Annotated in this window: 26 protein-coding genes; 10 read left to right on the top strand and 16 right to left on the bottom strand. The window is 51.3% G+C overall.

Going from position 1 to position 26,691, the window contains the following annotated elements:
• The first annotated feature begins 115 nt into the window (after positions 1–115).
• On the top strand, positions 116–367 hold the full coding sequence (locus ACWPW2_RS21595; RefSeq protein ID WP_429218067.1) for a hypothetical protein: 252 nt from the start codon (positions 116–118) through the stop codon (positions 365–367).
• Positions 368–441: 74 nt separating this feature from the next.
• Here ACWPW2_RS21595 and tnpA read toward each other — a convergent pair whose 3' ends face one another.
• The 4 genes from tnpA to ACWPW2_RS21575 all read right to left on the bottom strand — a co-directional run bounded on the left by tnpA (position 442) and on the right by ACWPW2_RS21575 (position 6,079).
• A complete protein-coding gene (gene tnpA, locus ACWPW2_RS21590; protein ID WP_429218117.1) occupies positions 442–876 on the bottom strand; it encodes an IS200/IS605 family transposase in 435 nt (144 codons plus the stop codon).
• A gap of 296 nt (positions 877–1,172) precedes the next feature.
• A complete protein-coding gene (locus ACWPW2_RS21585; RefSeq protein WP_454125361.1) occupies positions 1,173–4,283 on the bottom strand; it encodes an efflux RND transporter permease subunit in 3,111 nt (1,036 codons plus the stop codon).
• On the bottom strand, positions 4,280–5,389 hold the full coding sequence (locus ACWPW2_RS21580; RefSeq protein ID WP_182270618.1) for an efflux RND transporter periplasmic adaptor subunit: 1,110 nt from the start codon (positions 5,387–5,389) through the stop codon (positions 4,280–4,282). The genes ACWPW2_RS21585 and ACWPW2_RS21580 overlap by 4 nt, the downstream gene beginning before the upstream one ends.
• Before the next feature lie 75 nt (positions 5,390–5,464).
• On the bottom strand, positions 5,465–6,079 hold the full coding sequence (locus ACWPW2_RS21575; protein ID WP_454125359.1) for a TetR/AcrR family transcriptional regulator: 615 nt from the start codon (positions 6,077–6,079) through the stop codon (positions 5,465–5,467).
• An 89-nt stretch (positions 6,080–6,168) separates the two neighbouring features.
• Here ACWPW2_RS21575 and ACWPW2_RS21570 point away from each other — a divergent pair, with 89 nt between their 5' ends.
• The 3 genes from ACWPW2_RS21570 (at position 6,169) to ACWPW2_RS21560 (ending at position 9,468) form a co-directional block, all read left to right on the top strand.
• Entirely contained in the window at positions 6,169–7,635 is a 1,467-nt protein-coding gene (locus ACWPW2_RS21570) for an efflux transporter outer membrane subunit (RefSeq protein ID WP_454125357.1), read from the top strand.
• 73 nt (positions 7,636–7,708) lie between these two features.
• Positions 7,709–8,197: a hypothetical protein gene (locus tag ACWPW2_RS21565; protein ID WP_454125355.1), complete on the top strand. Its 489-nt coding sequence runs from the start codon at positions 7,709–7,711 to the stop codon at positions 8,195–8,197.
• A 776-nt stretch (positions 8,198–8,973) separates the two neighbouring features.
• Positions 8,974–9,468: a DUF523 domain-containing protein gene (locus ACWPW2_RS21560; protein ID WP_396462237.1), complete on the top strand. Its 495-nt coding sequence runs from the start codon at positions 8,974–8,976 to the stop codon at positions 9,466–9,468.
• A 229-nt stretch (positions 9,469–9,697) separates the two neighbouring features.
• Here ACWPW2_RS21560 and ACWPW2_RS21555 read toward each other — a convergent pair whose 3' ends face one another.
• The 4 genes from ACWPW2_RS21555 to ACWPW2_RS21540 all read right to left on the bottom strand — a co-directional run bounded on the left by ACWPW2_RS21555 (position 9,698) and on the right by ACWPW2_RS21540 (position 13,166).
• Positions 9,698–10,012 carry an ArsR/SmtB family transcription factor gene (locus ACWPW2_RS21555; RefSeq protein WP_139966985.1) on the bottom strand — a complete coding sequence of 105 codons (315 nt, stop codon included), beginning with the start codon at positions 10,010–10,012 and terminating at the stop codon, positions 9,698–9,700.
• Positions 10,013–10,026: 14 nt separating this feature from the next.
• A complete protein-coding gene (locus tag ACWPW2_RS21550) occupies positions 10,027–11,145 on the bottom strand; it encodes an alkene reductase (RefSeq protein WP_396462236.1) in 1,119 nt (372 codons plus the stop codon).
• Between the two features lie 300 nt (positions 11,146–11,445).
• Entirely contained in the window at positions 11,446–12,402 is a 957-nt protein-coding gene (locus tag ACWPW2_RS21545) for an alpha/beta hydrolase fold domain-containing protein (protein WP_396462235.1), read from the bottom strand.
• Positions 12,403–12,731: 329 nt separating this feature from the next.
• Positions 12,732–13,166 carry a winged helix-turn-helix transcriptional regulator gene (locus ACWPW2_RS21540; RefSeq protein WP_289745944.1) on the bottom strand — a complete coding sequence of 145 codons (435 nt, stop codon included), beginning with the start codon at positions 13,164–13,166 and terminating at the stop codon, positions 12,732–12,734.
• A 69-nt stretch (positions 13,167–13,235) separates the two neighbouring features.
• On the opposite strand from ACWPW2_RS21540, the gene ACWPW2_RS21535 reads away from it, so the two are divergent.
• The gene (locus tag ACWPW2_RS21535) at positions 13,236–14,189 is read left to right on the top strand and encodes an aromatic alcohol reductase (protein WP_396462234.1); all 954 of its coding nucleotides are present in this window, start codon (positions 13,236–13,238) and stop codon (positions 14,187–14,189) included.
• A 105-nt stretch (positions 14,190–14,294) separates the two neighbouring features.
• On the opposite strand, the gene ACWPW2_RS21530 is transcribed toward ACWPW2_RS21535, so the two are convergent.
• The 3 genes from ACWPW2_RS21530 to ACWPW2_RS21520 form a co-directional block, all read right to left on the bottom strand.
• Positions 14,295–15,155, bottom strand: a complete 861-nt coding sequence (locus ACWPW2_RS21530) for an SMP-30/gluconolactonase/LRE family protein (protein ID WP_396462233.1) — start codon at positions 15,153–15,155, stop codon at positions 14,295–14,297.
• A 100-nt stretch (positions 15,156–15,255) separates the two neighbouring features.
• Positions 15,256–15,729: a DMT family transporter gene (locus ACWPW2_RS21525; protein ID WP_289745949.1), complete on the bottom strand. Its 474-nt coding sequence runs from the start codon at positions 15,727–15,729 to the stop codon at positions 15,256–15,258.
• Positions 15,730–15,743: 14 nt separating this feature from the next.
• On the bottom strand, positions 15,744–17,141 hold the full coding sequence (locus ACWPW2_RS21520; RefSeq protein WP_289745952.1) for an amidohydrolase family protein: 1,398 nt from the start codon (positions 17,139–17,141) through the stop codon (positions 15,744–15,746).
• A 142-nt stretch (positions 17,142–17,283) separates the two neighbouring features.
• Here ACWPW2_RS21520 and ACWPW2_RS21515 point away from each other — a divergent pair, with 142 nt between their 5' ends.
• Positions 17,284–18,171 carry a LysR family transcriptional regulator gene (locus ACWPW2_RS21515; RefSeq protein WP_396462232.1) on the top strand — a complete coding sequence of 296 codons (888 nt, stop codon included), beginning with the start codon at positions 17,284–17,286 and terminating at the stop codon, positions 18,169–18,171.
• Between the two features lie 197 nt (positions 18,172–18,368).
• On the opposite strand, the gene ACWPW2_RS21510 is transcribed toward ACWPW2_RS21515, so the two are convergent.
• Positions 18,369–19,262, bottom strand: a complete 894-nt coding sequence (locus ACWPW2_RS21510; RefSeq protein ID WP_289745957.1) for a LysR family transcriptional regulator — start codon at positions 19,260–19,262, stop codon at positions 18,369–18,371.
• 116 nt (positions 19,263–19,378) lie between these two features.
• On the opposite strand from ACWPW2_RS21510, the gene ACWPW2_RS21505 reads away from it, so the two are divergent.
• The 3 genes from ACWPW2_RS21505 to ACWPW2_RS21495 all read left to right on the top strand — a co-directional run bounded on the left by ACWPW2_RS21505 (position 19,379) and on the right by ACWPW2_RS21495 (position 21,543).
• Positions 19,379–20,344, top strand: coding sequence for an aldo/keto reductase (locus ACWPW2_RS21505; RefSeq protein WP_289745960.1), 966 nt, complete (start codon positions 19,379–19,381; stop codon positions 20,342–20,344).
• Positions 20,345–20,361: 17 nt separating this feature from the next.
• Positions 20,362–20,877, top strand: a complete 516-nt coding sequence (locus ACWPW2_RS21500) for an NAD(P)H-dependent oxidoreductase (RefSeq protein WP_326903127.1) — start codon at positions 20,362–20,364, stop codon at positions 20,875–20,877.
• A gap of 93 nt (positions 20,878–20,970) precedes the next feature.
• Positions 20,971–21,543 (top strand): flavin reductase family protein, encoded by a 573-nt coding sequence (locus ACWPW2_RS21495; RefSeq protein WP_326903126.1) that lies wholly within the window; start codon positions 20,971–20,973, stop codon positions 21,541–21,543.
• Between the two features lie 236 nt (positions 21,544–21,779).
• Here the strand turns inward: ACWPW2_RS21495 and ACWPW2_RS21490 are convergent, their stop codons facing one another.
• Positions 21,780–21,926 carry a winged helix-turn-helix transcriptional regulator gene (locus ACWPW2_RS21490; protein WP_326903148.1) on the bottom strand — a complete coding sequence of 49 codons (147 nt, stop codon included), beginning with the start codon at positions 21,924–21,926 and terminating at the stop codon, positions 21,780–21,782.
• A gap of 213 nt (positions 21,927–22,139) precedes the next feature.
• Positions 22,140–23,330, bottom strand: a complete 1,191-nt coding sequence (locus tag ACWPW2_RS21485; protein ID WP_454125348.1) for an MFS transporter — start codon at positions 23,328–23,330, stop codon at positions 22,140–22,142.
• 87 nt (positions 23,331–23,417) lie between these two features.
• Between ACWPW2_RS21485 and ACWPW2_RS21480 the strand changes: the two genes are divergently transcribed.
• Entirely contained in the window at positions 23,418–24,212 is a 795-nt protein-coding gene (locus tag ACWPW2_RS21480) for an AraC family transcriptional regulator (RefSeq protein ID WP_289745971.1), read from the top strand.
• 431 nt (positions 24,213–24,643) lie between these two features.
• On the opposite strand, the gene ACWPW2_RS21475 is transcribed toward ACWPW2_RS21480, so the two are convergent.
• Together ACWPW2_RS21475 and ACWPW2_RS21470 are read right to left on the bottom strand one after the other, a co-directional pair.
• Positions 24,644–25,000: a hypothetical protein gene (locus tag ACWPW2_RS21475; RefSeq protein ID WP_454125346.1), complete on the bottom strand. Its 357-nt coding sequence runs from the start codon at positions 24,998–25,000 to the stop codon at positions 24,644–24,646.
• 96 nt (positions 25,001–25,096) lie between these two features.
• Complete coding sequence (locus ACWPW2_RS21470) at positions 25,097–26,095, bottom strand: tyrosine-type recombinase/integrase (protein ID WP_454125344.1); 999 nt, start codon at positions 26,093–26,095, stop codon at positions 25,097–25,099.
• Between the last annotated feature and the right edge of the window lie 596 nt (positions 26,096–26,691).

The raw sequence follows: 26,691 nt of genomic DNA, 5'->3' as shown, positions 1-26,691 counted from the left end.
TTCTTGAGCACTTACCAGTGCACGTATCTTAAAAACTATTTACGCTAATCTGCAATGTCCGCTATTCGCTCATAGCGGACCTATCACTCAGGTAACTTGTCCGCTTTGTGCCAAAGTGGACGTTGCTGACATCAGTTTGCTTTGGTTTACGGGGAGCAGGTCAACACAAGCAAAGACTATTTTTGATGGTTTAACAGGGCGAGGAGTTAGTGAAGAAGTCCAGGCTATTTTAAATACAATAGATAGCTCTCCAATGACTCAATCCCAGAAAAGAGCAAAATATCTTGAGGTTATAGAAGCTCAGATTGCTAAATTAGGTAAATCATCACATGAAGTAGCAAAGGATGAAGGCGCCCCAAGCGAATAGTAAAAGACCACCTTCTTAGAAGGTGGCTTTCGAGAGTGTCCCCTGTAAGGGGGGCTATTGTCACCTTCCTGTTTCTACTCTAGCAATTCCATCTGCTGTTCATGCGTTTGTTCCGTTTTCGCCTGATGCCGCACATATCGTCTGATGATCTCTTCGTTTACCCCTACCGTATCGACAAAGTATCCACGTGACCAAAAATGGTTTCCCCATAACTTCTTTCTTATATGAGGGAAACGATTGTAGAGTCTGATGGCGCTACGCCCTTTCAGGTGCCCCATCAAGGTCGATATCGAGATTTTGGGCGGGACTATCACTACCAGATATACATGATCTGGCTGAACATTTAACTCCAGAACCTCACAACCTTTTATTCCGCAGAGAATATAGATTGTCCTGTAAAGTTCCTTGCCCAGCTTATCTTTCAGGATCCTGAATCGATACTTTGGCGTCCAGACTATGTGGTATTTGCAACGCCAATATACATGTGATGAACTCCTGTAAAGCCCCATGTCGGTCTGTCTCCTTTTACTTGTGGTGAGTAAGCAGAGATATTCCGGCATGGGCATTCTTCAGGCTATAGCCTTACAGGATCAATCACCACCTCCCCAGGAGGTGGTTTAGGGGTGACAATAAAATGGGTGGCGGAGCCACCCATTTATATGGTTCATCTTTATATTATATTAACGGGAAAACACTGTTGATATCCCTGACGGTACCAAATACCTGTCAACCTCTGGCCTTGAAGGCCAGGGCTGCCGCCCTGCCAATACCTGATGAAACACCGGTAATCAGAACGACTTTATGTTCAGACATTTTTTAATCCTTCTGAGCTGAAATGTTTTTCCGTTGACGAGGTTGAATCCGGCCTCTTGATCCGGAACCAGATGGCATACATAGCCGGCAGGAACACCAGAGTAATAATGGTCCCACCCAGTGTCCCGCCTATCAGGGTGTAGGCAAGGGTTCCCCAGAACACCGAATGTGTTAACGGGATAAAGGCCAGAATGGCCGCCATCGCCGTGAGCAGCACGGGTCTGGAACGTTGTACCGTTGCCTCAATGACTGCATGAAAGGGCGCAAGTCCTTCCTGCTCGTTATGGTGAATCTGGCCGATCAGGATCAGCGTGTTACGCATTAGGATTCCTGACAAAGCAATCAGGCCAACCAGCGCATTGATGCCAAAAGGCTGGTTAAAGAGCAGCAGGGTAGGCACCACGCCTACCAGTCCCAGTGGCGCAGTCATAAAGACCATCACCATCGCTGACATCGAGCGTACCTGGAGGATAATAATCAGCAGTGTCATGGCTATCATGATTGGGAATAAGGGTACCATCGCTTTGGTGGCTTTCCCTGACTCCTCAATCGAGCCAGCTTCATCAATACGGTATCCATCCGGCAGCGTTGTGATGATGGGCTGCAGTTGCTTCATAATTGCAGTGGAGACATCCGGCGGCTGCCGGGATTCAGCAATATCACCCCGAACGGTAATGGTTGGCATCCGATCACGACGGCGCAGAACAGGATCTTCCATGCGCACTTCGACCTCGCCAGCCTGCGATAAGGGGATACGCTGCCCTGCGGAACCAACCAGGGTAAAGTCAGCTATTTTCGCTGGATCAAGCCTGATATCGCCGGCAGCACGTCCCATGACCTGCACTGAACGGATATCTTCACGTACAGCGGTGACCGGTACGCCCGAAAGCAGGAACTGAAGCTGCTGGGCCACCGCGTTTGACGTCAGCCCCACCGCCTGCAGCCGATCCTGATTCAGATTGAAATGAAGTGTCGGCACGCGTGATCCCCAGTCCGTGTTGACCGTTCTCATCAACGGACTGGCCTGCATCAGCGTTTTTACCTTATCTGCAATGTCCCGTAAAACCGTCGGATCCGGCCCTGTCACACGAAAGGCAACCGGATAGGGTGAATACGGGCCAAATACCAGCTGGGTCACGCGAACACGTGCCTCCGGTGCCAGCCCGTCAGCCGCAGCCTGGCGAAGACGAAACTTGAGCGCCTCACGGGCTTCCTGGCTGTCGGTCAGGACAACAATTTTCGCAAAAGAGGGATCGGGCAGTTCCGGCGCCATGGCGAGGTAGAAACGTGGTGAACCCTGCCCGATATAAGCCGTCACGATTTTTGCCTCTTTCTGGTGCCTGAGCCAGTCCTCAATTTTCGTTACGGCGGCGCTGGTTTGTTCAATAGAGGTGCCGTACGGCATCTGCACTTCCACAAGAACTTCTGGTCGATCAGACGTCGGGAAAAACTGTTTTTTCACCAGTGCCATGCCGAGAACGGCAACGGTGAACACCGCGACGACTGAACCCGCGACCAGCCATTTTCGTGCGATCACCCGCGTCAGTAACTGACGAAAACGGTTGTAGCGTCGGGTGTTGTAGATAGCATCATGTCCCCCTTCAACCGTTTTGATATCTGGCAGCATTTTCACCCCGAGATACGGCGTAAAGACCACTGCCACAACCCAGGAGGCGATTAAGGCAATTCCCACAATCCAGAACATATTGCTGGTGTATTCACCCGCCGTGGATTGTGCAAAACCGTTGGGCATAAAGCCGACGGCCGTGACCAGCGTACCGGCCAGCATAGGCGCGGCGGTGTGGCTCCAGGCATACGCCGAGGCTTTTATTCGGTCGTAACCCTCTTCCATCTTCACCACCATCATTTCAATGGCAATGATCGCATCATCCACCAGTAATCCCAGCGCGAGGATAAGCGAACCCAGGGTAATACGGTCGAAGTTTTTACCTGACGCTTCCATGATCACAAAGACGACAGCCAGTGTCAGTGGCACAGCCGCAGCGACAACCACGCCCACGCGCCAGCCCATGCTGAGAAAGCAGACCACCATCACGACCAGCAGCGCCACAAAAAACTTGATCATGAACTCATCAACGGCGGAGCTGATGTTAACGGACTGATCGGTGACTTTCGTAAAGGTCATGCCGAGAGGCATATCCGCATTGATGCTGGCGGCTTCCTTATCCAGCGCTTTACCCAGATCCAGACCATTCCAGCCCTCACGCATCACAATACCCAGCAACAGCGCAGGCTCACTCTGGTTACGTACCATAAAGGTCGCCGGATCTTCGTAGCCACGCTCAACTGTCGCGACATCAGAAAGCTTCAGCGTCCTTCCCTGTGATACAACAGGCGTTTCACGAATTTTCTCCAGCTTGTCAAACGCCCCATCCAGACGGATAAAAACCTGCGGACCACGAGTGTTTATTGAACCGGCAGGCGTCAGCACGTTCTGGTTGTTCAGGGCTGCAAAGATATCCTGCGGTGAGATACCCAGTGTTGCCAGACGGTCATGAGAAAATGAGACAAAAATCCGCTCGGCCTGCTCGCCGATAATATTGACCTTTTTCACCCCGGGTACATGCAATAAGCGCTGGCGTAATGATTCGGCATCACGAACCAGTAGCCGCTGTGGCTCTCCTTTTGCTTTCAGCGCAAAGAGCGCAAACGTGACATCCGAGAACTCATCGTTGACCATCGGACCAATTACCCCGGCTGGGAGGTTCCTTGATTCATCGCTGAGTTTTTTACGTGCCTGATAGAACTCTTCCTGGACCTCTGAAGGTGGAGTACTGTCCTGCAACGAGAGCATGGTAAAAGCCAGGCCGGGGCGCGTGTAGGTCTCGGTGCGGTCATACCACTTGAGTTCCTGGAGACGCTTCTCCAGCGGTTCGGCCACCTGGTCCTGCATTTCCTGAGCTGTGGCTCCGGGCCAGGCGGAAATGATGGTCATCTGCTTAACCGTAAAGGGTGGGTCTTCTGCGCGCCCCAGTCCAAGGAACGAGAGAATGCCGGCAACGGTGATTAACAGGATAAGAAACAGCGTAACTGAACGCTCACGCACAGCGAGCGCGGAAAGATTGAAACGTCCACTACTCATGGCTGGCTCCCGGCGACACTGACATCGCTCTGCTTCGCCAGCCGGACTGTCTCACCGTCATGCAGCAGATGAGCCCCCAGCGCCACGACCTGTTCGCCAGGCTTAAGGCTGCCGGTCACGCTTGCCGCATCATCCCCGAGGCTGACGACCTGTACTGGACGCCATGCCACTCTGGCGGGGTTTCCAGAAATGCTCCAGACACCCGGGCCTTTACCCGCATCAAAAACGGCGGCTAAAGGCACCTGCAGCAACGGCTGCGATGTTCTGCCCTGCGCAATATGAATGGTGACAGTGGACCCCAGTGGGGCACCAGACAACGGGCCGTTCAGCACATACCGTGCCTCGAACGTGCGCGTCAACGGATCGGCGGCATCCGAGAGTAACCGCAGTGTCGCGGAAACAGGCTGTTTATCGCTGCCGTACAGAGAAGCCTGTGCCGTGCTTCCTGGGGACGGACGTAGCGTCTCAGGTAACTGGACGACCGCCTCACGCTGCCCGGCTCTGGCAAGCCTGATTACCGGTTGTCCGGCACTGACCACCTGACCAGGTTCGGCCAGCGTATCCATCACCACCCCGTCATCATCAGCCACCAGGACTGCGTAGCTCATGGCGTTTTGCGCCACATTCGCCTGCGCCTGGGCGGCGCTGAGATCAGCCCTGGCCGTATCTGCCGCGGCTTTAATCTGATCGTAAGCGGATGCCGATACAGCTCCGGTAGTGACCAGACCGCGATATCGCGATTCGTCGTCTGCTGTCTGTCGGGCGCGTGCTTTTGCTGCAGCGACAGCCTGGTGCTGAGCCTGAGCCTGCAGGCTCAGATCCACAGGGTCCAGACGCATTAACGGCTGGCCTCGTTTCACGGCCTGACCGGTATCAACGAGACGTTCCAGGATTTTGCCTTGTACCCTGAAACCAAGGTCACTCTGGATACGTGCAACCACCACCCCTGTAAAAGCGCGGGAAGAATGGGTTGCGTTGATCGCTGCGGCAGACCTGACCAGGGGGGGCAGGCTGCGGGGATCACTGTTATCTGAAGCGTCGCCGCAGGCCACAAGTGCAAACGGCAACAGGCAAACAGCAAAAGTGGCAGGTTTGAGCCTGAACATGGGTTCCCTTAATAAATTAGACAGGACAGGAACCCTATAATCAGACTTGTGACCAATATTGTCAATGGTCACCGATCATGGGGACAAACTTCTCAGGATCAGGGAGGGCAGTAATACGGCTGCGGCCGGGGCAGTTTCCAGATTATATTGCAGCTGCACCGGGCTGATATAAGGTCGCATGACCATAAAAATCGCATCAGCAGTCTCGTCAAGGGGAGTTTTTCTTTCAAACTCACCAGCCTCACGCCCTTCAACAATGATCTGTTCAATAAGCTGACGCAGACGTTGCTCATGCGCTTGCGCTGAAGGCCAGTTATCACGTGCCGCAACGGCCGCGATGTCGTACAACTTACGGTCACGAAAAAACAAATCGCTGCCGGATTCTGATAATCCTCTGAATAATCGCCGAATTTTCTCAGCAGCTGTCGGCGCATCCGCAATCGCAGCATTAACAATTTCCATGATCATCGCCAGCCGGTTTGAGCAGATAACTTCGCCGATTGCCTGTTTAGAATCAAAAAACTTATAGATATAAGCCTTTGAAAAACCGATCGCTTTGGCGAGATCGGAGACCGTGGTTTTTTCGTAGCCGTAGTGGCCGAAATGCTCAGTGGCTGCGTCAACAACCTGATCACGGACACTATGGTCGGAAGGCCCCCGCGTGGGGGTATCGTTTATCTGTTTAGTCATTTTTCCAGCTTAGCTCAATGAGACCTGATTGACAACGAGTGACCATTTGATAATGTAGTCACAATACAAATTCGACTCAAGGGTTTTCCATGTTTTCCCTGAATACACTTGCAGTGGTTGTGGGTGCCTGCATCCTGACGGGTTGTACCGTCGGACCGGACTATTATCGCCCTGAGGTGCCCATTGCGAAGCATTACCACGCTCAGCCGGCTTTACAGCAGCCCACTACATCCGAATCCGCCAGTTTTTCAATCTGGTGGGAAAACTTTGGCGATCCGCTGTTAAGTCGGTTCGTTTCAGATGCACTTACGCAAAATCTTGACCTCGCCCAGGCATCCGCCAGGATGATGCAGGCACAAGCCGGGCTGGGAGCGGCAACGGCGGCGCTGCTTCCCTCGGGAAATATCAGCGGGCAAGCTGCACGTGCGTATCAGTCGGTTGAAACACCGTTGGGTCAGGTGCTTAGTTCAACGCCGGATTATAATCGCTACGGCAGTTCGTATGAAACGGATCTCAATGCAGGCTGGGAGATAGACCTGTTTGGTGGCCTGAGACGAGGCCGTCAGGCTGCTCTGGCCGATTATCAGGCTTCTGAGGCCGGTGTAGCGGCGACACGTCTTGCTGTCGCAGCACAGACTGCAGATATCTATATCACCCTGCGTGGATTACAGTCCCGTCTGGATATTGCGAATAAACAGGTCATTACACAGCAACTGCTGCTGGAAAAAGTTCAGCTATTGCACAGCAAAGGGCTGGCATCAGAATATCAGGTTCGCCAGACAGAAGGCGCACTGGCACAGGTGAAGGCAACGGTACCGGTTCTGAACAACGGACTTGATGGCGCCATGAATGCGCTGGACGTCATGCTGGGTACGCCTCCAGGAACGCATCATGCGCAACTGGCTTCACCGGGGGCAATTCCTCATACACCCGCAATCACCGCAATGGGCACCCCGGCTGACCTGCTTCGCCGCAGGCCCGATATTATTGTGGCCGAGCGCCATCTGGCCGCATCAAGCGCCCGTATCGGTGTGGCTGTCAGCGAGTATTATCCAAAATTTTCCCTTAACGCGTTGCTTGGCAGCGCAACGGCAGTGTCAGGGGATAATCTTTTCACTGCCGGTGCCAGCCAGTCGGCAGGTGTGCTGGGGTTACGCTGGCGGCTTTTTGACTTTGGTCGTATTAACGCCCAGATAAAGCAGGCAGAGGGCCAGGAAGCTGAGGCTCTCGCGGCTTATCGTCTGTCAGTCTTGCGCGCAGCAGAAGACGTAGAAAACGCATTCTCGGCACTGGTCAATCGCCAGACGCAGGCAGCCACACTGACGAGCGGCGAAACCGCCCTGGCCAGCGCCCGACAGTCTTCTTTCGTGGCTTTTCAGCAAGGTACAGCCAGTCTGATTGACGTACTGCATAACGATGAAACGCTTCTCCAGGCCTCGGATGCAAGAGCGCAGGCGCAGACAGAAGCTGCCCATGCAGCCGTGGCAGCATTCAGGGCGCTGGGCGGTGGCTGGCAATCTACATTGTCTGAAGAAATAGCAAATACGCCGGGATAAAGGCTCGCTGACTGTATTAAACAGAGCAAACAGTTGTTTATTCAAATGTGCGTAACGACAAAAAGGTAACATTATGACACGAATTGGCATTCTTGGAGTAAATGATCTGTCTGAAACCATTCTGGTCGAATTGTTCCGTCTTGATCCTTGCGCTCATGTTTTTCTTTCATCCGGGGAGCATGAGCGCGCAAACCTGCTGGCAAGGAAGTTTCCGTGCTGGATTCAGGATGACGTTCAGGCGGTAATTAACGAAGCAGATATCATTATCATTACGACAGGAACATATTCCTCTGAAAACCCACCGGAAAAAATCGAGTATCGAAAATCACAATTAATCTTTTTTTTGGAAGCATGGCCATCAATAAACAGTCAGGTGTTTTCACCCTATACGGATAAAAAAATAAATTTTACAACCAGACATGTAGCACTGGCTAATATTTCGCCATTTATTCATCTAACAGAAATACAGATTGATGACTATCTTTTTATTCTTAAAGTCCTGTTGGTTGCAATGAAACCCGTGCATACACTTGATGTCAATTTCAGATCGTCATCTGAATAAACCCTACCGAAACAATCAGAATCAAATGCCGGTCTGTCCTTGGGCACAAGCCGTTGAGAGTGGAGTCATGATGAACAGGAAAGCGTTTATAAATGATTTTATATTATGGATAAATAATAACATTGAATCACATCTGAAAATTGATGATGTCGCCATAAAGTCTGGTTATTCGAAATGGCGCTTACAAAGGCTGTTTTTAGCGGAGACCGGGCAGACTCCTGGTCAGTTCATCAGAGAGAAAAGTTAGTTCTGATTGCTGATAAACTTATTACCTAAAATGAGCCACTGATTAACCTGGGCATTAATTATGGTTTTGACTCTCAACAATCATTAACCAAAGCGTTTCATAAAAAGTATCAACTACCCCCTCCCGCAAAATTATAGAAAGAAATTTAGCCGTCAGCATAGTAACGTTTTTTATTCCGACGGAAAGTAAAATAACTATAATAACATAAGTAAGCCACTGAGTTTGGGAGGTCGTGACCTCCCCTTTTTTTTCAAAAACGGAACTAACACTGCAAAAAACAATGGTTGAGAATTTGACCTGCTCCCAGTTGATTATCAGATGCCAATGTTAGTCCTCCATCTCGCTTGTTATGATAAACGCGAACTTCCGCTGTTCGCTCATAGCAGACATTGACCTGTATGTTAGTCAACTCTGTGCCAAAAGCGGCCATGCATTTTTATGTGGTGCGTTATCCATAGGCAGGAATGTGAATAGATAAATATAAATTGTTATAATCCAGGCATTCCTGTGCCCTAAATTTAAGTTAAAAATGGTAAACAGAATTCTGATAAGTGCTTGCCTGATGGGTTTTAAAGTGCGCTATAACGGAAGTGAGAAAGCACCAATGATGGCTCATCTGTTGCGCTGGCAAAAGGAGCAACGCCTGGTGATCCACTGCCCCGAGCTGGCTGCGGGGTTACCAATACCACGTTCCCCGGCAGAGATTTTTTTTGCTGATGGGAAAGACGTGATGCGGGAGCGAGCCAGAATAATAGAAAATACAGGGAATGATGTGACTGAGCATTATCAGCTTGCAGCCTGGCTGGCCTTACGCACAGCACAGGAGTCTGGATGTACCGCTGCATTATTAACTGATGGTAGTCCTACATGTGGAAGTCAGTTTATCTATGACGGCTCTTTTAGTGCCCAGCGTAAGCCTGGTATGGGAGTCGCAGCATCGTTACTTAATGAGCATGGAATAGCAGTATTTTCTGATACTCAGCTCGCTGAACTTATTACCTGGATTGAGGAAAGAGAAAGCTGAGCCTTCTGTCTATGGTAAAAATGTCAGACTATTTTGCTTTTCTGTGTCGCTTACTGATTTAAAGATATCAATCTCTCATGTCCGCTTTTCGCTCATAGCGGACCTTTCACTCAGGTAACTTGTCCGCTTTGTGCCAGGTGCGTACGCTTATTTTCAGGGCGTGCTGATGATACGCAAATGAACTTACCGCTATTGGGCGGATGTCTTACAAGACGGCTGCTAAACAGGATTACAATTCCTGCAGAGACTGGATGAGCCTCTCGTTCATTTCGCGTACGGCCTGGTGGCGTCGGCGATAGTAGGTCCATTTTCCTACCTTGGTTGCTTCAAGCAGTCCGGCATCATGCAGCGCTTTGAGACACAGCGATATAGCGGGCTGTGACAGGCCCGCCTTGTCCTGGATGAGACTGGCACATACACCGTACTGTTCGAAAGGATAGAGCTGAGAATAGCCAGCAAAAGCTTCGTCAGGGACTCTGAGCCATTTCAGCACCGCAACCCGCGTAGGGTTGGACAGTAATTTAACGGCGTTTTCTGGTGACATGCCATCTCCGGGCTTCAGGAAGGGTAAAAAGGATAGTCAGTATAACCTTTACGGGTCCCTCCATACAGCGAGGCTGTATCTACTGTATTCAGCGGGTGGCCTGCTTTAAAACGCGTAGGTAAATCCGGATTAGCGATGAAAGTGCGCCCGAAGCCGAACAAATCTCCCCAGCCCTTTTCCAGCATACGTTCGGCTTTTTCCATGGTATAGCGACCGGAATACATAATCGGCGAACGGAAGGCTTCCCGAAGAGCAATACGAAAACTCTCCGGCAAATCCGGGCTATTGTCCCAGTCAGCTTCAGCTATTGACAGATAACCCACTTCGAGCTCGTTCAGGAGCTGCGCTGCACGGATGTATGTGGCATGCGGATCGCTCTCAACCAGCCCCAGATAGACGCGCTCTTCATCTGTACTCGAAAACAGGGGAGCAAAGCGAACACCGACGCGGTGACTACCGAATACGGCGCTGACCGCTTCAGTCACTTCGCGCAGGAAGCGGAGGCGGTTATCAAGTGAGCCGCCATATTCATCGCTACGGAAGTTAGTGTGTTCAGAGATAAACTGATTAATCAGGTAACCGTTGGCCGAATGAAGCTCAACACCGTCAAAGCCCGCTTTTTTTGCGTTCTCCGCGGCGGTACGGTACATCATCACAATCTCTTTCACCTCAGCCGTCGTCAGTTCGCGCGGCGTGCTGGGTTCAGTCAGCATGCCGGCACCGGGCCCTGTTTCAATAAATACCCTCACGCCGGTAGCGGTAACCGAAGAGGGCGCCACTGGTGATTGCTTTTCCGGCTGGAGTTCGGTGTGGGAAACGCGGCCGACGTGCCAGAGCTGACAGAAAATGGTTCCGCCCTCTTTATGAACCGCATCGGTTACTTTTCTCCACCCTACAATTTGCGCTTCGCTGTGTATACCGGGCGTCCAGGCATATCCCTGGCCTCGGGGTTCAATCTGCGTACCTTCGGTGATCATAAAGCCGGCGCTGGCGCGCTGGCGGTAATACTTCACCATCATTTCCCCAGGGATGTTGCCCGGCTGCTCACTGCGGCAACGGGTGAGTGGCGGCAGTGCAATACGGTTACGGAGCTGGAAACCACCCAGCTGCAGGGGAGCAAAAAGCGACGACATAAGTTAAATCCTTCGATAAATTAGAGGAAGCATTATATTTAAACATTTAAATGTGTAAATGTGTAAATGTGTAAATTTAAGATCGTGCTGTTTTTCCAGACAGCTCTGGTGAGTTTGCCTTCCCCTCACAGCCATGCTCTGGTCAGACTTACGTCACTGAGACCCACTGTTGGTATTTATTATCAAAATGCCAAACGGTCCCTTTCGCTCCTGGCGGACGTCGCGCTCGCGTCATCCTGCTATGTGCCAGAAGCGGACGTTGCAACCAGCAGTCTGACTGATTCAACGGAGCGTTGGCCATCATGTATTTTTAGGACAAAGATGCCCGCGGAACCAGTCAACGACCCTATTTATGACAACGGGTTGATACCAGTGATCATCACCGTGTTCTGCACCTTCGATAAGTACGTAGTCCGCTTTGTTTCCGGATTCCAAAAGGGCTTTGTAAAGCGTTGCGCTCTGCTTAGGTGATACCAATGTATCCTTACTTCCATGCATTATTAGGAACGGAGGTTTATATCCATTGAGATGTCCTATGGGGCTTGCATTTATCGCTTTTTCAGATACAGAACTGATGGAGGCACCTGCAAAATTCTTGAAAGCCACACCATTTATCAGCAGTGCTTCCGTGACTGCAGGAGACTGATGCACTTTTTGTCGGTGATCCGGAAAACCGTCACCTATGTTACGCAAATCTGATATTCCGTAAAGCGTAGCCACAGCCTGCACATCAGCGGACTGGCTGAGAAAATCGCCGTGATCGAATGATTTATCGCCATTAGTGGTACCAAGCATCTGCGCCAGCCATCCTCCAGCAGAATCGCCAAATACACCAATTCGTGAGGGGTCAATGCCATAATCTTGGGCATGTTGACGAAGGTATCTTACTGCTGCTTTAGCATCTATCACTGGCGCAGGGAAAGTATCCGGAATTGTCCTGTATTCTGCCGCTGCAACAACAAAGCCAGCCTCAGCTAAAGCCATGCGCATTTCCACAAATTTATTGTGCTCAGCTGTCATAAATCCTCCCCCAGGAAAATAGATGATGGCTGGTTTCAGAGTTTTGGTACGAGGAACCAGAAAAGACATATGCAATTGCCTGACAGAACGAGTTTTTTTCACTGTCTCATAAACTACATCACTGATATTGTCTATAGGGGGTTTGGTCAAGGCGACCTGGATAATTTTCGCCCCATGAACATAACCAGGCAGATCATGATAATCAGAAGAAATGTCATTATTTTTTTTAGAAATCATAAGAAATCACCAGTTTTTAAAATGTTGTTTCGCCAGTCAATCTATTATTCTGAAGGGTAGGTCATCCTGTCAGATAATTTTTAAGGCCGAATTGATAATGGCAAAAATAAAATTCGCTATTACACCCATTTGAAATATGTACCGACTGATATTGATCATAGATATACGTAAAATCTAATCCTCTGTAATTACACCATCCCGGCAGAGCCCGGTGAAATCGGTTCTGTCTCCGGATGGCTGCTGTATACATACATATCCGAGGGCTTATCAATTCAAATATGTGTATTCGTTACAAACCATGAAAAGTGATGTTTTATATTCATGACCAGTTACGTCCCCGGGTTACTGTTATTTTTTTCATATCTCAACCGGTCTTCACGAAAGCGATCAGCATTATCGACAATCCAGGTCCACAGTGGGATCATCCGCACAAGTAATTCCATACCTGTATCGGACAGCTCGTATTCTACTCGTGGCGGGATTTCACTAAAATCATGGCGGATAACCAGTCCGTCACGCTCAAGCTGTCGTAATGTACGTGTCAGCATGCGCTGAGTCACTCCGTGCATACGCCTGCCAATTTCGGCGTGACGCAGTCTGCCATAAACGCCAAGCGTGTTGACGATACCCAGTGACCAACGACTTCCTGCATGAGCCAGCACCTCCCGCCGCAAGCCATCATCATCGTCTTTCAGCCCCTTACAAACAGCCTGCGAATACTGAAGAATCTCATCACGATCCATTTCACTGACTCCCGGTATCATACATGTACCTTCTTTTTTAGCCTGTTATGAATTGCTAGAGTGGCGCAACAATTCATCTAAGGCCAGATTATGAACAAAACTGATTTTAACTCTACGTCTGAAAATATCCTCGTGCTGGGTGCCGGTGAGCTGGGCCTCCCCGTTCTGCGAAATCTTGCCCTTCGGGCAAAAGATGTGAAGGGAACGAAAATCAGCGTACTGCTGCGCGAAAGTACCTTAACGTCAGATGAACCTGTAAAAAAATTAGTTATCACGGAAATCAGAAACCTCGGTATTAATATAGTTACGGGCGATCTCGTCATGAGTTCTGTCGACGATTTGGCCAGCCTCTTTGCGCAATTTGACACAGTCGTTGGCTGCACAGGGTACGCGGCAGGAATAAATACACCAATGAAACTGGCGCAGGCGGCCCTACAGGCGCGGATTCCCCGCTATTTTCCATGGCAGTTTGGTGCCGATTTTGATGCCATCGGACGTGGCAGTCCACAAGACATCTTCGACGCGCAGATTGACGTGCGTGATTTACTACGCAGCCAGCATGAAACTGAGTGGGTCATTATTTCGACCGGCATCTTCATGAGCTATTTGTTCGAACCAGACTTCGGTGTGGTCGATCTGCAGAACGATACTGTTCACGCACTCGGCAGCATTGACAACACCATGACGCTGACAACACCTGATGATATCGGGATGCTGACGGCAGCGATCGTATTTACAACTCCTCGCATCCGTAATGAAATTGTGTATATCGCCGGTGATACACTGACCTACGCAGAGGTTGCAGATAAGCTGCAATCAGCGCTTGGCCGCTCTTTCAACTGCACGGTATGGAGCGAACAATATCTGATGGATAAACTGGCGCTCAACCCACAAGACATGATGTCTAAGTATCGTGCCGTTTTTGCGCAGGGGCGGGGCGTTGCATGGGATAAAAAGCAGACATTCAATGAACGCCATAACATTCCGGTCACTGACGTGGCAGCCTGGATTAAGGCAAACCTGCCCCCGGACAGCTCACTATAAACGTATTTAAGCTGCTGTATTAAATACCAGAGTCTTTCTCCTGCCTACCCGAATATGGTGATGAGAAAGACTCTGTTCCCCCTGTTGGCACTGATAGCAAAGCGGTTACGCTGTGTGCGCTGAAAACCGGCTCTCCGGTAAACCGGGGAATACGGCTGATTTCGCTCTTAACAACGCTCCATCATGCCTTGACGGCACAGAAAGACCCACGCTGGCACTGGTACAATACAGCGTTGTGAATGCTTCTCCCGCGAGTGTCGGGCAAGTGCTCTGAACTCCTGAAGAGGGCAGGATACTCTCCGTCGTTCCGTCCGGACGATAACGTACAACACGACTTCCTCCCCATTCGGCATTCCAGACATAGCCCATTGCGTCCACGCAGGAGCCGTCAGGCGCCCCCTTTCCTTCTGTTGTAGTGAAAACGCGCTGGTTATTCATAGAGGGGTAATCACAACACATTATACAACCCTGCATCGAGTCACAGTAATACATCGTGCTGCCGTCCGGACTGAAACAGATGCTGTTCGGGATGGCCACCTCAGGCAGGGGTAGCGTCTCAATGCTGAGTGTCGCTGCATTTAGCCTGTGAAATCTTCCTATGACTCTCACGGGGTGCCCGTCATCCATGGTCCCGAAGACGAAATTACCTTCACGGTCGCACCGACCATCCCCTATCCGTGTTCCCGGTCCTCCTGGTGACGCCACTACCGGCGTAAAGGTACCCGTATTCAGATCGCAGAAGGCGAATCTGGATGCCAGCCCCATCAGTAAAACGTCAGAATTTTCAGTAAGTGCAAACGATCCGAGGCGCTCAGGCAGGGACCAGCGCATCACAACACTGGTGTCTTCTTCAAGGGCAAGCAGTTCGCTGCCTTCAATGTCAGTCCAGTAAATCCTGCGTGTCCTCTCGCACCAGATTGGGCACTCTCCCAGCAAATTACTGGCATCAGCAGCCACTGAAAACATGTTATTTCTCCCGCATATAAAAGTTTCGCATCGCGCCTGACCAAAAGCTTACGGCCATCTGCACTATGGCAGATGGCAATAAGGAGCAATTCCTATCCCATCAGGGCAAAAAACGCGCTGTAAGTTTGTCACCAAAAAGCATGAGGGCGAGTCCTGCCAGCATGACCAGCATGCCCCCCAGTTTGAGCAGTGAGACCGGTCGCCGTACAGCACCCAGCAGACCGAAATGGTCAATCATCTGCGACGAGAGTAACTGCCCAACGATTGCCAGCCCCAGCAATGCTGAAAAACCTATTTTTGGTGCCAGCACCACGTAGCTGAATAACGCACAGGCACCGATCAGTCCGCCCGCCAGACTCCACGCAGGCTGCGAAGGAATAGCAGCGAGAGAGTTAAATAACCCCCCACGTAGCAGCGAGTAAACTCCGAGACTCAACGCCCCGGCCGTAAAGGAAAAGAACGCAGCGGTGACCGGATCTCCCCCGAGTCCTTTTGCGAGCTGACTGTTCAGGGTCGTCTGAAGAGTAATACCAAGACCCGCTGCAAAAGCTATTACGTAATAAATCGCGCTCATGCTGTTATTCCCTGTCAGTTTGCCTGTACCAGCGGCAGGAATTTCTCCGCAAAGATGTCCGGCTCATACCCGGCGGCTGCAAAAAGGTGTTCGCGTGATTCATCAATGGCAGCACGAAGACGCTCGCTGTCCACGCCCTGAACTTTACCGTTCTGCTTGACGATGCGCCCGCCAATCATAACGGTATCGATATTGCTGCGTTCAGTTGCATGCACCACCGTCCCAAAGGCATTCCCGTTCGGATAGAGATTGAGATCAGCAGCGTTAATCAGGATCAGGTCGGCCTGTTTGCCTGGGGTCAGGCTACCCACTTTATCCTGTAATCCGGCACAGGTCGCACCATCGACGGTTGCCGACTTGAGCAGCTGCGCTGCCGGGAGAGTTGTCAGTGAATGCCCTGAATCACAGCAGTGCTGCTTATGCATCCCCATTACTCGCTGCAGATAGAACGCCACGCGCATTTCCATAAACATGTCGGTGCTGTAGGACGTTTCGTTATCCACGCTCAGGCCGGGATTGATGCCATGGCGCTGCGCGGCTTCAATGGCGAACATTCCGCTTTCAATGCCATAGTGCGAATCTGAGCGCGGGCAAACGTTTACCCGGACACCGGCTTCGCGCAGGATTTCCCACCCCTCATCAGGCAGTGCCGTGCAGTGGTTGAAGATATTATCAGGGCCAAGCAGCCCCTGCTGGTGCAGTGATTCAAGCTCGGAGGCCATCTCAGCACCAAAGAACTCGGTCACAATCGGCAGCCCCAACCTGCGGGCTTCAGCCCACAATTCCGGCTCCAGCTGAGCCATGACGCCCAGAGTAACAAGACCCTCAGGATTGTCTTTGAAATATTTTTCCTGCAGACGCTGCCAGTTGCCAGGCCAGTGCGCTTTATCCCATTCACCGGCAACCGGCGCGCCGGAAGCATGGATGGCGCGAATGCCGGAATCAAGCAGAGCCTCAACGGCGGCGTCTGCATGTGCTGCGGTACGGCTGTTGTGTGAATTATCAATCATGGTAGTGATACCAGCATCAATCGCGCCCAGCGCAGTCAGGAGATTACCGACATAGATATCTGCTGGCCGGTAGTATTTCGCAAACGAGAAGTGCGTGGCGTTGCTGTAGTCGTCCAGGCAGGTGGCATTGGGGTTAATACGGCGTAGCTGACCTTCCCAGGCATGACGATGAGAATCCACCATTCCCGGCATGGCAATCATATTTGTTGCATCAATGACGTGAGCACCCTCGGCGTTCAGGTCCTTACCGATGGCGGTTATGGTTGAGCCTGTGACAAGGATATCGCCACGCTCAATGTTACCGACATTCTCATCCATACTCAGTATGGTTGCGCCGCGAATCAGTATTGCTGACGGATTTTCCGTCTGATTATTAACAATATTTCTGCTGTAATCGGTCATTTGAATTGTCTCTTTCAGGTTCAGAAGGAAAACAATACGCCTCCTGTTTAAGCTGAAAAAGATGACTAACGTGTTTTCATCATTCAGAATTTGCGAATAATGATACCTAACACCGTCACATGCTATTCAGGAGCGCAATCAGGTGGATCGTATTCAGGCTATGCAGGTTTTTATAAGGGTGGTTGAGGCCGGAAGCTTTGTCCGGGCAGCGGAAACACTGTCCCTGCCTTCTTCTACTGTTACCAGCACCATCAAAAACCTGGAGAAATATCTGCAGGTACGTCTGCTGAACCGGACCACAAGACGGGTCAGCCTTACTCCGGAAGGTATGCAGTATCTGGCGCAGTGCCGGGAAATTCTGGCCTTAATTGAACATACGGAAGCCAGTCTGGCCGATTCGAACAGGCGCCCCCGGGGCCGTTTACGCGTTGACATGCCCGGCGGTATAGCCCATTTCATCGTTATGCCAAACCTGAAAGAGTTCTACAGCCGGTATCCTGATATTTACCTGATGATCGGCGTCAGCGACCGGCAGGTTGACCTGGTTCAGGAGGGCGTGGATTGCGTGATCAGAACGGGAGAGTTACTTAACTCCACGCTTGTAGCCCGTCCGCTTGGAGAACTTCGCTGGATCACCTGCGCCTCTCCCGATTATCTGAGGGAGTACGGTATTCCGCAATCACCTGAAGATTTATCTCATCACCGGGCTGTTCATTATTTTTCCGGACAAAGCCGGCGTACAGACGAATTGCGTTTTGTAAAGGGAACAGAAATGCTGTCCGTACCCGTCAGGGGGCAGGCAGCCGTCAACGAGACGGGACTCTATATAAAAATGTGCCTCGAAGGATTCGGGCTGGCGCAACTTGCTGAGAACGTTGTAGCAGAACACCTTCAGAAAGGAACGCTGGTTGAAGTCCTGGCCGACTGGCAGCCGTCGTCTGTTCCTGTCGCATTGCTTTATCCCCATCAGCGTTTTCTTTCACCCGCCGTACGTGCATTTGCAGACTGGATAGATGAAATATTCAGTTGATACGTCTGTCACAGCTCCCCGTTGCACACTAATAGTCAGCAGTATTCAGGGAACCTGAAAGAACGGCAGACTTTATTTCACGGATACGAACATCCCGGAGCAGCGACTTCCCGGACAAATAGGCTGTACCCAGAAATTCACATTTCCGGTTTACTGGGGACGCCGGCTAAGAGCGCCAGCCACATCCGGACCCTCCCTTAACTAAAGTGTCTGAGTAAAATATTTTCAAGGATTTGAAAAACGGTCCTGATGCGCTGCGGTACCAGGGTCTGATAGGGCCGGTAAAGATAAAGCTGCCAGGTTTCCAGTTTCAGTTCCGGCAGGACATTCACCAGCCTGCCGTCTTCAAGGTATTCCCTGCAGGCCAAATTACTCGACTGAATCACGGCTTTACCGGCTAAAGCAGCCTGAATCTCAGACTGGGAGTCGGTGGTAAAAAATTCCAGATGCCGGGGAATAAAGGTATTGACGCCGTCTAGCATAAATTCAAACACCTTGCCGGTTTCAGGGTTAAGCAGACCGCTGAAAGGGTAGCGCTGACGCAGGTCTTCAAAATTTTTCGGCGCGCCCAGCCTGTCAATGAGCCGGGGTGACGTCATCAGGGCATGATGAACCAGCGTAATGGGCCTGACGATAAAATTCGGGTTTGGCTCCCGCTCTATACGAATCCCCATGTCAATACGGTTCTGAACAGTATCCAGCTTCATCATGTCCAACCGCCAGTCAATAAACAGCTCAGGATAGGGACCGAGAGCGGTCAGAAGCTCATATAACACCTGCTCATGGCCTGGAAACCGGAATAACGTGATCCTCACAACCCCCTTCATCTCATTGTCATCTCTGGCCGTCTGAAAAAGGGCCTCTGAGTCTTCAAGCAGCCGCATGGCGCGGGGCAGGAAAAGCTCACCAAAGCTGGTCAGCACAATAGATCGGGTATTGCGCTTAAAAAGCGGTTCCCCCAGCTGATGTTCCAGCTCAGCAATCGTGCGTGTCACCACTGAGGGAGAAATGGCCAGCCTGACCGCAGCTTCGCGAAAATTCACTGTTTCTGCAGCAGTAACGAAAAATCTCAGGGCGTCGAGTTTGTTCATAATTATTGTATTTTTAGCAATTCTGACTTTCTAAATTAACAATTTTTCAGCAATAAATACAGCCGTATACTCAACATCTCAGAATCATTAATGCTGTAAGAAAGGGTTAAATAATCATGAAAATGAGAAGGTTAGGTAGCCAGGGGCTTCATGTCTCCGAAATGGGGCTGGGGTGCATGGGCATGGATCATGGCTATGGCTATTCAGTGGAGATCCGTGAGCGAACAAAGCTGATAAACAAGGCTGTAGAACTGGGCTGCAACCTTTTCGACACTGCCCCCATTTACGGATTTGAAAACGAAGAACTGCTGGGTGTTGCGCTCAGCAAACACAGGGGCCACGTTGTCATCGCGACCAAATTCGGTGTGACCGGAATGGAAAACATTGATGGACAGCTGGTGCCGGTATTAGACAGCCGTCCGGTATCTGTCAGAGAGCAACTGGAAGGTTCCCTCAGGCGTCTGCAGACCGACCATATCGACCTGTTTTATCAGCATCGTGTCGATCCAAAAGTTGAGCCGGAAGTGGTGGCAGGATTAATGAAAGAGCTAATAGCGGAGGGCAAAATAAAATACTGGGGCTTATCCAATGCGCCCGTATCTTACATACGCCGGGCTCACGCCATCTGCCCGGTCACCGCGGTTGAAGATCAGTATTCCATGATGTGGCGTAAACCTGAGCAGGAATTGTTCACAGTCTGCGATGAACTTGATATTGGCTTTATGGCCTACAGCCCGCTGGGCAATGGATTCCTGAGTGGTCAGCTGACAACTGATACAACCTTTGGTGAAGGCGATTACCGGGGCATGATGGGCCGCTTTAAACCTGAGGTAATGGAAAATAACCAGGCGCTACTGGATTTGATTGCTCAAATCGCGGAAAGAAACAACGCAACTTCAGCACAGATTGTTCTTGCCTGGGAGCTGGCTCAGAAGCCTTACATCGTACCGATTCCGGGAACAACGAAATTACACCGGCTCGAAGAGAATTTTCTCGCCGCAAATGTTCAGCTCAGTGACGCCGAATTAAATGATATCAACGAAGCTTTATCCCGGCTTGAAATTGACGAAACATTCTTCTGATAAAATAAGAGATTGAAATGAAAACAACTATATTTGTTACCCACCCCAACATTAATCAGTCACGGGTAAACTCAGCCCTGGCAAAAGGTGCAGAATCACTGACCGGCGTTGAAGTGCGTTATCTGTATGACCTGTATCCGGATGGCAAAATCGACGTGGCCGCTGAACAGGCTGTCCTGGAGAATACGGATCGTATCGTGCTGCAGTTCCCTATGCAGTGGTACAGCACGCCTCCACTTCTCAAACAGTGGCTTGACGATGTACTGACCTACGGCTGGTCACATGGTGGAGAAACACAGGCGCTGCGCGACAAGCAACTCCTGCTGGCAGTTTCGCTTGGTGGTGCGGAGTCTGCCTATCAGCCTGATGGCGCAGCCGGACATACGGTAGGCGAGTACCTGCTGTCTTTTGAAACCATCTCCGGGTATCTGGGTATGAACTACATCAAGCCGTTCATTACAGGTGGAAGCGCGACGATAACCGACGAAGAAATCGCGGATCAGGTCGGACGATACAAAACGGTATTAGTCTGATTATCTTCAGACGACCATCAGTTTATTAAAACGCCATCAAATGTGCCGTTATCAGTAACGGCGCATTTTTCATTTATGGGGAGGATAAATCCTGTGTCTTTACAGCCAGTTGAACTGAAGAAAGCTTATCGATTGTTGCAGGTGGGCCCCACCACGATGATTTCCGCCAAATTTAATGACAAAGCGAATGTGATGGCCGCGGCCTGGGTTAGCCTGGCGGGAATCAATAAAGTCATGGCGTATATCGGTCCGCAGGCTTATACCCGAGGGTTAGTGGAAGAAAGTGGTCTTTTTGCCGTACAGATCCCCGTAGTCAGCCAGATGGAAACCCTTTTGTACGCAGGTGAGCACAGCTACCGTGACAAGCCTGACAAGAATCATAAAATACCGACGTTCTACCTGAATGAGTTTGATGTCCCGCTGGTAGAGGGCTGTGCTGGCTGGCTTGTATGTAGGGTAATACCCAACGCGGCGTATGAGTTGGAACATAATCTGTTTATGGGAGAAATTGCCGGCGCGTGGAGTGACGATCGGGTTTTTCGCAATGGACACTGGATATTTGATGAAGCACCTGACGAATTACGAACCATACATTATGTCGCCGGGGGACAGTTTTATGCCATCGGCAAAGGAACCCGGTTTGACCATGGTCCGGGCAAAGACTGATACGCGAGTGCTTTTTGTACTGATACAACAAACTGCTGGGACTTGTTGTTAAAATGCCTTGCTGTTCCCTCATGGCCAGCAGGCCATATCCCCTCTGACCTAGCAAGGGAAGTCGCTTTTCGGCGCCTGCAGTCTGCCTTCTTATATGCTCCTGTTAGCCCGCAGAACTCATAAATGAACAATGGCATTTCACAGGGAAGTATCAGTGTCTTTAATCAGAAAGTGGCAGTTTTGTTCTACCACCGGTTGAGTTCATTCGCTGCCTGCCTGAGTGACGTTCCCATTTCCGTGAGTGCATATTCGACTTTGGACGGTACTTCGCGAAAGACAGTGCGCGTAACAAGGTTCCTGCTTTCAATTTCCTTAAGATTCTGTGACAGCACCTTTTCTGATATACCCTGAATTTTTCTTCGCAAATCCTCCCTAGGTCCCGGAGCGGTCACCGAAGGTTACCCTCACCTTAAGCGTCCCACGCAGCGTAAAGCCCGCTGTTTGGCGGCTAGAACACGGTTCCAACAGCAATAAAATTATTCAGAACGACAGCTAATAGTATTTGTAACTAAAAAATCGATCTCTCTCTTGCAGTGTCTGTGAACTCAGCCCGGCTGCTGCGCAGGTTCCAGTTGCACATTTCGTCCGGCAGCCATCCCGGTGCAGGCCCCTGCGACTGCGATCAATGCGGTCATCAGTAATGGTACCGTCCAGCCTCCGGACAACTCCTGTACTTTGCCCAGCAATAGCGGCCCCATGGCCGCCATCAGATAACCGACACTTTGCGCCATGCCTGACAGTGCGGAAGCATCACCGGCGTTTTTAGTACGCAGCCCGATGAAAGTGAGGCCGAGCATCATGCTGGCACCCGAGCCAAAGCCGAGAAGGGCTGCCCACAGCATCGCCAGATTCGGCAAATACAGGACGCCGATAAAGGACACCGCGGTTAACAGACTGACGCCAGCGGCGGCTAATTTCTGATCGTTGAGACGACGCAGTGCGGCTGCCAGAATCAGGCCGGGAATGGCGGTGGTGAGTTGTAGAATGCCATGTACTCCTCCGGCCTGAGCTGAGGAGAGCCCATTGTCTGTAAGAATGGCTGGCAGCCAGCCCACCGCAACATAAAACGGCATCGCATTGAGACCCATAAACAAGGTGACCTGCCATGCCAGGGGCGAGCGCCAGACCGCAACAGCCACCGCTTTTTTCTCACCAGATACTGGCAGCTGATGCTTCTTTCTTAGCTGGGGTAACCATAAAAGCAGCGCAGTCAGTGATGCAATAGCCAGCATGGCTAACGCGATATTCCAGCCCCAGCGCTCCGCAAGAGGAATGACAATGACAGAGCCAATGGCACCAGCGGCGCCCATGGTGATGGAATACGCTCCCGTCACGGAAGCCACGTTGCCGGAAAAGTCACGTTTGATAAGGCCGGGCAGCAGGACATTGCCCAGGGCAATCCCGATACCTATCATGATTGTTCCACCATAAAGCGCTGACAAGCTGCCTGCGGAACGAAGCAGGATGCCTGCGGAAATCACGGCCAGTGCACCAAACAGGGTGCGTTCCAGACCATACTTTCGGGAGATGGACGCGCTCAGGGGAGAAAAAGCGGCAAAGGCCAGCAGAGGCAGCGAGTTAAGGAACCCAACGGCAGTGATACTTAGCCCAAAATCTTCGCGAATGGACTCCAGAACGGGGGCGACAGAGGTAAAAGGAACACGCAGGTTAATGGCAATAAAAACGATACCGGTCACAAGTATGACTGAAGACCAATTATTTGTAGTGTGGGACATGAATTTTGCTTTCTCTGAAAAAAAGAAAGACTTTAAAGGGCGCATGAGTTACAGAATATAGCTAACCTGACAACATATAACTAAATCATGCCAGCACATAAGAAACCCGTGACCTCACCGGAAGAGTTTAATGCCGATGCATTCAGTCAGGCTGCTATCGCCCTGCATGTAGCATCGTCTGGCGAGTATGCCGGACGGAGTCCACACACTCATCGTAAGGGACAGCTTATTCTCTCTTTGCGGGGGGCGGTGAGCTGTGAGATTCAGGATGCGTTATGGATTGTTCCGCCGGGGCATGCTGTCTGGGTTCCGGGTGAAATCCCCCACAGCTGCCGGATCACGCAGAATGCGGACACCTGCTTCCTTTTTATTGAACCCGGCGCGGCAGCGATGCCTGAAATTTGTTGTACCCTGGCAATACCTCCTCTGGTCCGTGAGCTTGTACTGTTTCTGGCAGAGCAGGAACATGCTTATTCTTCAGACAGTAAAACCGCAAGGCTGGCTGCGGTATTGCTGGAACACATTCCGGATGTGCCGGTAGAGGCGCTTCACCTGCCTGTATCCGACCATCCTAAAATACGGAATATGGCTGAGATACTTTTTAAAGAACCTGGTGACCGGCGAACGTTAAAGCAGTGGGCCAGGCATCTGGCCACCAGTGAACGATCTCTGGCCAGGCTGATAAAAAATGCTACAGGTATGAGCTATGGCCGCTGGCGTCAGCAACTGCATTTGATGATTGCCCTGAGCCATCTGGCGGAAGGTCAGTCAGTGCAGCGCGTAGCCGGAACGCTGGGATATGATTCGGTCAGCGCGTTTATTACGATGTTCAGAAAAGCCCTGGGTAAATCACCGACGCAATATTTCTCGTCTCTAAAATAATACCCCCTTCAGCAGGCGCGTGGCGCCGGTAGTTCAGACATTCACCCGCGCAAAAAGTACGATCAGCTCAGCGAGCATTCCGGGAGGATGTGCTGCGCAACTGGGGCAGGAAATGTGCAGTCACAGGCACAGGGCTTGCACACTCTGCTTGATAGTGGTCATCTGAGAATTGTACAACTTTCTGATGAAGCCAGAAGGGATGAGCGGCACGGTTCCCCGGAGGGGCGTCCTTTACGTAAGCCACTCACAGTCGTCGGGTATATTTTTGAAGAAGATAAAATCTTATATGGACTGTGACACAGGGTGTGGACCTGGTTATCACTGTTCTGACATGGCACCAGAACAACATTTCCTAGTGCCGTTTCCGACAGGTTCCGGGGGCTGAACAGACGCCAGCGTATCAGTTTCAATGATATTTTCAGAATATTCAGTCAGTTAGCTGCTTTCTGTTTCCGGTCCGGAACAGCGTTGGTTCTTCTTCCCCCGGAGGGGTTCCCGGTCTTGCTGGGCCAGTTTTCCTCATGCTGCAGGCGCCCTGAAGGATGATTTTCGGAACGGGAAATGATGTCCTCGGGGGCAAAAATGGTATTCCTGAGAGTGGCTGTATCGCCGACCTCGAGCGCCTCAGCGATATACACAAGATCATCCACTGCACTTTCCAGAGAGATTTCCCCGCCGGCATGCAGTTTCAGGAGCCTGGAAAAAAAAGCCCGCATCTGGTGATATTCCGCTGAAGTGACCTTCGCTCTTTTCCCTGAAATCTCTTCCAGAGCTTTTCTCAGATCCATAACTCACTCCTTGTTCATTACTGTAAAAAGATAAGCAGAATAATCAGTGTACATGCTGTACCGGGCCACAGCGACTACCAGACCCCGGGAAATTTCCTACCAGTCGATGTCCAGCCGGTCCCGCGCTTTCCGCAGTTTCTGCTCACCCCGCCGGTCATACTTCTGGGTGGTGGTCACACTGGCGTGGCCCATCGCATCCTTCACCGTAATCAGATCCTCCCCGTTATCCAGCAGCGCCGTGGCAAAGGTGCGCCGCAGATCGTGCGGGGCACATCTGTCAAGTCCGGCCTCACGCTGGCGTACCTGCAGGATATGGTACACCGCCTGGTCAGTGAGCCGCTCTTCGGTCAGACAGTCGTGCCGGCGGATGCGGGTGAACAGCGGTCCGTGAGCCTCGCCCCGGACCTGGTCCACCCAGAGCTCCAGCCGCTGCCATGCCCCGGCCGGCACGTATGCCAGCCGCTCTTTGTTCCCCTTGCCGAGCACTTTCAGGGCGCGGTCGGCCGCCAGGATATCCGCGTAACTCAGGGCCACGGCTTCAGAGCGACGCAGGCCGCAGCCGAGGATGACGCCCAGCAGGGCCGCATCGCGCACGCCCTTACTGCTCCGGTCTGCCTCACAGGTACCGAACAACTGACGGATTTCCTCCCGGCTCAGGGCACGCCCCCGCGGCAGTGCGCTGCCGCGCACCGAACGCACGGCGCGGATGTGCTGGTAATCCTCGACGCTCATCAGCTTCAGCATCCAGGCCTCGAGGGCCACCCCGCGCAGGGCTGAGAGATAGGTGTTGATGGTGGCCACCGCCAGCCCCGAGTCCCGCAGCATTCCGGTGAGGGCCAGCACATGGTGCCGGCGCAGCGCCGCCCAGTTGCAGTCGGCCAGTTCGCGGGCGCCGAGGATGCGGGCCACCGTGTTCAGGAACGAGGCCATGGTCTGCCGGCTGCGGGACGAATTCAGCGAAAGGATGTAGGCCCGGGCCGGATTGACGGGGGTGACAGTGTCACCCTGCCGGGACGGCAGCAGGGTGTCTTCGCCGCCGGAATGCACCGGGGCAGAGTAAGGAAGAAAGTCGTCTTCGTCAGGTGTGCCTGGCATCGTGCTCCGAACTCCGTCAGTAAAAATCCGGCGACCGCCGGCGAAAAGTCTCCGGTGCTCTGCGTGAAATCTGGTACCGGATGGTCTGCGCAAGCGTATCAGCACATCTCTACTTTTTCAAAGGTACATTTTAATAAGTAGAATCTTATACGGACGTTTCCCATACTATTTGCATATAGAGGTTAGTACATTGGGTTCTCACCTACAAAACTGTCTCGCACATTAAAAAATCAGAAACAGGCAGGTTATGCGCCATGAGAGAAACCTGTAACAAAAACCGTGCAAGCTGTGATGGATTATATCGAAGACAGGCCAAGGGTGAACTTTCCTGAAATTACATGATAATAGACCTATACCTTCGGTATACGGAGAAGTAAATGGTGGCTAGTTATAGGGTGATCCTATATGTGTTGCAACCAGTTACCTGCTAATTTTGGTAGTTACGGAGTATCTGGCTGTTTCAGTAAATGTTTGTACAAAAAAACCTTAATTGCTCTATATTTTAATACGATTATGTTTGGTGTCGGCTTAGTAATTACTGAACCGAGTGATATCAATCCATTCAGAACTATTATGAATTCTGTTATCGAATTTTT

This window comes from Kosakonia sp. Marseille-Q7440 (genome assembly GCF_965119485.1).
The sequence above is the reverse complement of the archived record's forward strand: the minus strand, read 5'-3'. Positions and strand labels throughout refer to the sequence as shown.

What these genes read in the sequence shown, in the direction of transcription:
- ACWPW2_RS21535 (WP_396462234.1), top strand. Translation starts at nt 13,236, where the DNA reads ATGAACAAAACTGATTTTAACTCTACGTCTGAAAATATCCTCGTGCTG.
- ACWPW2_RS21580 (WP_182270618.1), bottom strand. Translation starts at nt 5,389, where the DNA reads ATGTTCAGGCTCAAACCTGCCACTTTTGCTGTTTGCCTGTTGCCGTTT.
- ACWPW2_RS21520 (WP_289745952.1), bottom strand. Translation starts at nt 17,141, where the DNA reads ATGACCGATTACAGCAGAAATATTGTTAATAATCAGACGGAAAATCCG.
- ACWPW2_RS21505 (WP_289745960.1), top strand. Translation starts at nt 19,379, where the DNA reads ATGAAAATGAGAAGGTTAGGTAGCCAGGGGCTTCATGTCTCCGAAATG.
- ACWPW2_RS21485 (WP_454125348.1), bottom strand. Translation starts at nt 23,330, where the DNA reads ATGTCCCACACTACAAATAATTGGTCTTCAGTCATACTTGTGACCGGT.
- ACWPW2_RS21575 (WP_454125359.1), bottom strand. Translation starts at nt 6,079, where the DNA reads ATGACTAAACAGATAAACGATACCCCCACGCGGGGGCCTTCCGACCAT.
- ACWPW2_RS21530 (WP_396462233.1), bottom strand. Translation starts at nt 15,155, where the DNA reads ATGTTTTCAGTGGCTGCTGATGCCAGTAATTTGCTGGGAGAGTGCCCA.
- ACWPW2_RS21510 (WP_289745957.1), bottom strand. Translation starts at nt 19,262, where the DNA reads ATGAACAAACTCGACGCCCTGAGATTTTTCGTTACTGCTGCAGAAACA.
- ACWPW2_RS21475 (WP_454125346.1), bottom strand. Translation starts at nt 25,000, where the DNA reads ATGGATCTGAGAAAAGCTCTGGAAGAGATTTCAGGGAAAAGAGCGAAG.
- tnpA (WP_429218117.1), bottom strand. Translation starts at nt 876, where the DNA reads ATGGGGCTTTACAGGAGTTCATCACATGTATATTGGCGTTGCAAATAC.
- ACWPW2_RS21480 (WP_289745971.1), top strand. Translation starts at nt 23,418, where the DNA reads ATGCCAGCACATAAGAAACCCGTGACCTCACCGGAAGAGTTTAATGCC.
- ACWPW2_RS21540 (WP_289745944.1), bottom strand. Translation starts at nt 13,166, where the DNA reads ATGATACCGGGAGTCAGTGAAATGGATCGTGATGAGATTCTTCAGTAT.
- ACWPW2_RS21470 (WP_454125344.1), bottom strand. Translation starts at nt 26,095, where the DNA reads ATGCCAGGCACACCTGACGAAGACGACTTTCTTCCTTACTCTGCCCCG.
- ACWPW2_RS21550 (WP_396462236.1), bottom strand. Translation starts at nt 11,145, where the DNA reads ATGTCGTCGCTTTTTGCTCCCCTGCAGCTGGGTGGTTTCCAGCTCCGT.
- ACWPW2_RS21525 (WP_289745949.1), bottom strand. Translation starts at nt 15,729, where the DNA reads ATGAGCGCGATTTATTACGTAATAGCTTTTGCAGCGGGTCTTGGTATT.
- ACWPW2_RS21545 (WP_396462235.1), bottom strand. Translation starts at nt 12,402, where the DNA reads ATGATTTCTAAAAAAAATAATGACATTTCTTCTGATTATCATGATCTG.
- ACWPW2_RS21555 (WP_139966985.1), bottom strand. Translation starts at nt 10,012, where the DNA reads ATGTCACCAGAAAACGCCGTTAAATTACTGTCCAACCCTACGCGGGTT.
- ACWPW2_RS21565 (WP_454125355.1), top strand. Translation starts at nt 7,709, where the DNA reads ATGACACGAATTGGCATTCTTGGAGTAAATGATCTGTCTGAAACCATT.
- ACWPW2_RS21500 (WP_326903127.1), top strand. Translation starts at nt 20,362, where the DNA reads ATGAAAACAACTATATTTGTTACCCACCCCAACATTAATCAGTCACGG.
- ACWPW2_RS21560 (WP_396462237.1), top strand. Translation starts at nt 8,974, where the DNA reads ATGGTAAACAGAATTCTGATAAGTGCTTGCCTGATGGGTTTTAAAGTG.
- ACWPW2_RS21570 (WP_454125357.1), top strand. Translation starts at nt 6,169, where the DNA reads ATGTTTTCCCTGAATACACTTGCAGTGGTTGTGGGTGCCTGCATCCTG.
- ACWPW2_RS21585 (WP_454125361.1), bottom strand. Translation starts at nt 4,283, where the DNA reads ATGAGTAGTGGACGTTTCAATCTTTCCGCGCTCGCTGTGCGTGAGCGT.